At 51.9% G+C, this 2500-nt stretch carries 2 rRNA genes (1 of these 2 cut by a window edge); both read right to left on the reverse strand.

Features of this window, described 5'->3' with window-relative positions:
* Nucleotides 1–88: 88 nt before the first annotated feature.
* Nucleotides 89–203 (reverse strand): 5S ribosomal RNA (rrf, locus tag WNY39_RS17825).
* Nucleotides 204–324: 121 nt separating this feature from the next.
* Nucleotides 325–2500, reverse strand: a 23S ribosomal RNA gene (locus WNY39_RS17830); it runs 655 nt beyond the window's last position.

A 2500-nucleotide genomic window follows, 5' to 3' on the forward strand; every position in this document is an offset into this window, starting at 1 on the left:
AACGCAAAGCGCCCGCTTAGGGATTATCCTAAGCGGGCGTTTTGTATTGTTATCGTTTAGAGAGATACGCATTTATTGAACTTATTAGGTTTGGCGGTGACCTACTCTCCCACGTCTTAAGACGCAGTACCATTGGCGCAGTAGCACTTAACTGCCGAGTTCGGGATGGGATCGGGTGTTTTGCTTACGCTATGACCACCAAACCGAATAAATTCAACAAATGTCCAAGTCAGTACAGTTATGTATGTGTGTATGCTTTTGATTAATCTGTAGTGCATTTCCGCTTTGCTACTTGAGCGCGGCTAAGTCTTGCTTCTACTGGATCAAATCAAGCCTATCGAGCCATTAGTACCAGTCAACTGAACGTATTACTACGCTTACATCTCTGGCCTATCGACGAGGTGGTCTACCTCGGCTCTCAGGGATACCTTGTTTTGAGGGGGGCTTCCCGCTTAGATGCCTTCAGCGGTTATCCTGTCCGATCATAGCTACCCAGCACTGCTATTGGCATAACAACTGGTCCACCAGTGGATCGTTCACCCCGGTCCTCTCGTACTAGGGGCAACTCCTCTCAAGTATCCTACACCCACGGAAGATAGGGACCGAACTGTCTCACGACGTTCTAAACCCAGCTCACGTACCTCTTTAAACGGCGAACAGCCGTACCCTTGGGACCTGCTCCAGCCCCAGGATGAGATGAGCCGACATCGAGGTGCCAAACACTGCCGTCGATATGGACTCTTGGGCAGTATCAGCCTGTTATCCCCGGCGTACCTTTTATCCGTTGAGCGATGGCCCTCCCACTTGGGACCACCGGATCACTATGGCCGTCTTTCGACTCTGCTCGACTTGTCAGTCTCGCAGTCAGGCTGGCTTCTGCCATTGCACTCAACGAGCGATTTCCGACCGCTCTGAGCCAACCTTCGCGCGCCTCCGTTACGATTTAGGAGGCGACCGCCCCAGTCAAACTACCCACCACACAGGGTCCCGGATCCGGATAACGGACCGCGGTTAGACATCAAGCAGAACAAGGGTGGTATCTCAAGGGAGGCTCCACGCAAACTGGCGTTCACGCTTCAAAGCCCACCACCTATCCTGCACATGTTCGGCCTAATGCCAGTGTGAAGTTGTAGTAAAGGTGCACGGGGTCTTTCCGTCTAACCGCGGGTAACCGGCATCTTGACCGGTAATTCAATTTCGCTGAGTCTATGTTGGAGACAGCGGGGAAGTCGTTACGCCATTCGTGCAGGTCGGAACTTACCCGACAAGGAATTTCGCTACCTTAGGACCGTTATAGTTACGGCCGCCGTTTACCTGGGCTTCAATTCAGAGCTCTCACCCCTCCTTTTAACCTTCAGGCACCGGGCAGGCGTCAGACCCTATACGTCGTCTTACGACTTCGCAGAGCCCTGTGTTTTTAATAAACAGTCGCCACCCCCTGGTTTGTGCCCCCAGCCTCTAGTTGCCTAGAAACCGGGCCTCCTTCTCGCGAACTTACGGAGGTATTTTGCCGAGTTCCTTCAACATAGTTCTCTCAAGCGCCTTGGTATTCTCTACCTATCCACCTGTGTCGGTTTAGGGTACGATCTAACGATGGAGCTATTTCCAGGGACCTCTAAGCAGCCCATTCAATCCGATAAGGATGAACTACCCTCGAGATCCGTCACTTCCATCTGGCCCAGGAATATTAACCTGGTTCCCATCGACTACGCCTTTCGGCCTCGCCTTAGGGGTCGGCTTACCCTGCTCAGATTAGCTTTAAGCAGGAACCCTTGGATTTTCGGCGAGAGTGTCTCTCACACTCTTTGTCGCTACTCATGTCATCATTCTCACTAGTGATCTCTCCACGGGATCCCTCACAGGCCCGCTTCACAGAAAACTCCGCGTCTCCAATCCCACCGAAGTGGTTAAGGAGACATGGAATTATGTCACACTACGCTCTGCTACCATGCAATAAATGCATCCTAAGCTTCGGCTCATGGCTTGAGCCCCGTTACATCTTCGCCGCAAGACAACTTATTTAGACCAGTGAGCTGTTACGCTATCTTTAAAGGATGGCTGCTTCTAAGCCAACCTCCTGGTTGTTTTGGTCGTCTCACCTGCTTTCCCACTTAGCCATGAATTAGGGGCCTTAGCTGTAGGTCAGGGTTGTTTCCCTCTTCACGACGGACGTTAGCATTCGCCGTGTGTCTGCCATCTAGTACTCCTCGGTATTCGGAGTTTGGTTAGGATCAGTAAGCCTGTGGGGCCCCATTACCCATCCAGTGCTCTACCCCCGAGGGTATTCGGATGACGCTCTACCTAAATAGATTTCGCAGAGAACCAGCTATCTCCGAGTTTGATTGGCCTTTCACCCCTAGGCACAGCTCATCCCGATCCTTTTCAACGGATGTGGGTTCGGTCCTCCAGTAAGTGTTACCTTACCTTCAACCTGGCCATGCCTAGATCACTCGGTTTCGGGTCTGATCCCACAAACTCAACGCCCTATTAAGACTCGCTT

The organism is Sulfitobacter sp. AS59 (assembly GCF_038899995.1).
In the GTDB taxonomy this organism is placed as follows: domain Bacteria; phylum Pseudomonadota; class Alphaproteobacteria; order Rhodobacterales; family Rhodobacteraceae; genus Sulfitobacter.